The 3,981-nt window shown below is 66.0% G+C and carries 4 protein-coding genes; 3 read left to right on the forward strand and 1 reads right to left on the reverse strand.

From position 1 onward, the window contains the following. The coding region (locus tag ACE3SN_RS16300) for a putative sulfate exporter family transporter (RefSeq protein WP_374531815.1) at positions 1-554 on the reverse strand (554 nt) is incomplete at its 3' end. 106 nt (positions 555-660) lie between these two features. On the opposite strand from ACE3SN_RS16300, the gene ACE3SN_RS16305 reads away from it, so the two are divergent. The 3 genes from ACE3SN_RS16305 to ACE3SN_RS16315 all read left to right on the forward strand — a co-directional run. Then, entirely contained in the window at positions 661-1,554 is an 894-nt protein-coding gene (locus tag ACE3SN_RS16305) for an endonuclease/exonuclease/phosphatase family protein (RefSeq protein WP_374531817.1), read from the forward strand. 112 nt (positions 1,555-1,666) lie between these two features. Next, complete coding sequence (locus ACE3SN_RS16310; RefSeq protein ID WP_374531819.1) at positions 1,667-2,713, forward strand: LacI family DNA-binding transcriptional regulator; 1,047 nt, start codon at positions 1,667-1,669, stop codon at positions 2,711-2,713. Positions 2,714-2,915: 202 nt separating this feature from the next. After that, the coding region (locus ACE3SN_RS16315; protein ID WP_374531821.1) for a TonB-dependent receptor plug domain-containing protein at positions 2,916-3,981 on the forward strand (1,066 nt) is incomplete at its 3' end.

The raw sequence follows: 3,981 nt of genomic DNA on the forward strand, positions 1-3,981 counted from the left end.
GCGAATTGCGCCTGGCTCACCCGGTTCTTGCCGATCACCCCGTACAGCGCGAGCGCCGCGCTCGCCCCGCAGATCGCGGTTGCTCCGCCGGCGAGGATCCCGGCATAGCTTGACTGGCCCAGCAGCCTGGCGCCGACCAGGCCGGCGGCGAATGTCACCGCCATCACCACGGCGAGTGCGCCGAAGGGAGCCGCACCCAGCGCTTCGATCTGGGCGAAAGTCACTTGCAGGCCCAGCACCACGATCCCGATCCGCAAACAATTGCGCGAGGCGAAATCAAGCCCCCGGTGCGTGCGCGCATCGTGCGAGATGAAGTTGAGCGAGAGGCCCACCAGCAACCCCAGCAAGATGATCGGAAAGCCGTAGTGGTCCGACAGCCAGGCCGCCGCAGCGGAGGCAACGCCGCACAGCGCCAGGCCGGGGAACAGGCCCGCTGGCGGCGGGGCCGCTTCGGCTGCATCGACGAGGTGCATTTCACCGAACAGGTCGCCCCCATTGGGTAATGCGTCCCAGTCGATCGAACCGATTGCCGGTGTGCCTTGTGGCTCTGTCATGACGCTACCCTGGACTGTTCTGGTGCCGTTCTGGCGCAATCGCTGGCGCATTGCAAAGCCGTCCTGCCGCTTGACAGCCGCCAAGACAAGGCCTGCCATCGCGCGCATGCGTATCGCCCGTTTCACAACCATGTTCGCCGCGCTGCTTGCGCTGTTCCCGCTCCAGTTCGCCCAGGCCAGTCCCCGAGCCTGTGCTGGCCCCGAACTGCGGGTGATGACCTATAACATCCGGCTCGATACACCGGTCGACGGGGCAAACCAGTGGTCCGCCCGGCGCGACCTGTTCGTGGCCCAGTTGCGCCTGCTTCGTCCCGCGATCCTTGGCCTGCAGGAGGTCTTGCCCGGTCAGCGCGCCGATCTCGCCGCCGCATTGCCGGGCTATCAAGTGCTGGGTGGCGGTCGCGACGACGGGAAGGGGCAGGGCGAGGCGTCGCCGCTCGCGATCGACAGCGCGGTGTTCAAGGTGACGGCAAGCGGCATATTCTGGCTTTCGCCAACCCCTCAAAAACCATCGAAAGGATGGGACGCGGCATTTCCCCGGGTGGTGACCTGGGCGCGGCTGGTCCGGCGCTCCGACGGGCGGCGGGTGCTCGCGCTCAATACCCACTGGGATCATCTTGGCACAACGGCGCGGCTTGAAAGCGGCCGCCAGATCGCGCGCTGGATCGCGGCTCAGCGCCGCCCGGGCGAGACGGTGGTGCTGGTGGGCGATTTTAACGCGCCGTCCGATGAAGCATCGCTGGCTGCTCTGCTGGCTGACGATCAGGCAGGCATGGCCGATGCCCGCGCGCTTGCGCGCGAGCCGGTCGTGGGCGGCGCGATCACGTTCAACGGCTTCGTGCCGCTGCCGACCAGCGGTGAAGCGATCGATCACGTTCTGGTCAGCCGCAAGGTTGTGGTTCAGCGCTATCACGTCCTGGCCGAAACCTTCGATGGGCGGCTTGCCTCCGATCACGTTCCGGTGATTGCCGACATCGCGCTGCCCTGCGCCGGAAGATGATGGAAAGGAGCGCTTCCAGGCGAGTGGTGTCCCTTCCGCTTGCCAATTGGTCAAAGCCTTGCAACATTGCCGCAGTGCGAGGTTGGGGCCCCTTGAAGCGCGCGGAAGCAAAGTGAACAGACCGACGATCGACGATGTCGCGGCGCTGGCCGGAGTTGCGCGGACCACCGTGTCGCGTGTGCTGAACAACCAGCCCAACGTGCGTGCGGAAGTGCGCGCCAAGGTGCTCGGCGCTGTCGAGAAACTCGGCTACCGGGTCAACCTGCAGGCGCGCAACCTCGCCGGGCGGCGGGCCCTGCGGATCGGACTGATCCACGCCTCGGACTTCGATAGCGAACCCAACTCGTACTTCTCCTCCGCGCTTGAGCTTGGTGCAACGCGGGCGGGGGCGCGGATGGGGGCGCAGTTGATCACCCACGTGGTGAACCAGAACGATCCGGCTGCGGGGGCCGAAATCCTCGCCCGGATCCGGGACGACCAGTGTGACGGGGTGATCCTGACTCCGCCGTTCGCCGATGACCTCGCTTTGCTGCGGGCGCTGGCGAAACTCGATGTCGCGGTGGTGTGCATTGCCGGCGGGGCAGAGGCCGAAACGATCGCGATCACGCTTGGAATCGACGAATTTCAGGCCGGTTACGACATCGGTGCCCATCTCGTCGGCCTGGGACACCGCCGGTTCGGGTTCATCAAGGGGCTGGCCGGGCACGTATCCGCCGAAGGCCGCTATGACGGCTTTCTGGCGGCACTGGCCGATGCGGGGCTTTCCCCGGCCTGCGTCGAATGGCGGCGCGGCAACTTCACTTTTCGCTCCGGCCTCGACTGCGCCCAGGCGCTGCTCGCGCGCGATCCCCGGCCAAGCGCGATCGTCTGCGCCAATGATGACATGGCGGCGGGGGCGCTGCTGGCGGCGCACAAGGCGGCGCTGCGCATTCCCCAGGACGTCGCGATCACCGGTTTCGACGACACGCCCGTGTCCGAGATCGTCTGGCCGCCGCTGACCACGATCCATCAGCCGCTGCGCCGGATGGGAGCGCGGGCGGTCGAGCGCCTGCTCGAACTGGCAGGTGGGGAAGGCAAGCACCAGGCCGCAGTCGCGCCGGGCCGGGAAGTGATCGGGCACCAGATCGTGGTGCGGGATTCGAGCGTCGCCACGGCCTGACCGCGACCATCCCGGTTTAGTAGTTACTGCATACAAACTGTTGCCGGGAAGCAGCATCGCTAGCCCGTGCTCATCGACCCGCTTGACGCGGCGGCCTATCTTGGGCATTGATTGGAAGCGCTTCCAATCGGGGTCGCTGGGGCAGACGCCCGTTCTGCAGATGGGATTCGCGGAAATGTCCGCGCAAAATGGAGGGGATCTGATGGTTTCGAAGGTGCAATCAAGCACGGCACAGCGGCGCGGCGCGCGGGCGTACCGATTCGGTGCGAGCGCGGTTTCGGTGCTGGCGCTTGCCGCGTTGATGCCGGCGGCGGCTCATGCGCAGTCCGCAGACGATAGCGCGAGCAGCGATTCCGAAATCGTCGTTTCGGGCTTCCGCTATTCGCTCGCCAACTCGATTGACACCAAGCGTCGCGAGACGAGCATCGTCGAAGCCGTTTCGGCCGAAGAGATCGGCAAGCTGCCCGACGTCTCGATCGCGGAGTCGATCGCCCGCCTGCCCGGCCTTGCCGCGCAGCGCACCGGCGGCCGCGCCCAGATCATTTCGGTCCGCGGCTTTTCGCCGGATTTCAGCACGGTGCTGCTCAATGGCCGCCAGCAGGCGAGCTCGGGCTACAACCGCGCGGTTGAATTCGACCAGTATCCCTCGGAGCTGATGTCCTCGGTCGTGGTCTACAAGTCGCCCGATGCCGATATCGCGGGCATGGGCCTGGCCGGCACCGTCGACCTGCGCACGATCCGTCCGCTCGCCTATGGCAAGCGCGCTTTCGCGGTGAACATCCGCGGCCAGTACGATGAAGGCGGCAACCGCAACAAGGACTACAACCAGTGGGGCGGCCGCGGTTCGATCAGCTATATCGACCAGAACGATGATGGCACCTTTGGCTGGGCGATCGGCTATGCCCATCTCGACGCGCCAAGCCACGTCGACCACTCGAAGAACTGGTTCTACGACAACTACGGCGGCTCGGTTTACCAGCTCTCGGGCCAGGAAGCCTTCGCTTCGAACACCCGCGACAAGCGCGACGGCGCGATGGCCACGTTTGAATGGCAGCCGAGCGATGCGGTCCACTCGACCCTCGACCTGTACTATTCGCGCTTCACGCAAAAGCAGGTGAACCGCGGCGCGGAGTGGTTCTCGGATCAGTGGGCCGACAACGGCACCTTCAGCAACGTCACCGCGACGACCATCGGCAGCAACCAGTTCGGCACGGCCGGGCACTTCACCAATGCCGCCCCGATCCTGCGCAACGATTACAACACGCGTG

Source organism: Novosphingobium sp. (assembly GCF_041915465.1).
Taxonomy (GTDB): Bacteria; Pseudomonadota; Alphaproteobacteria; order Sphingomonadales; family Sphingomonadaceae; genus Novosphingobium.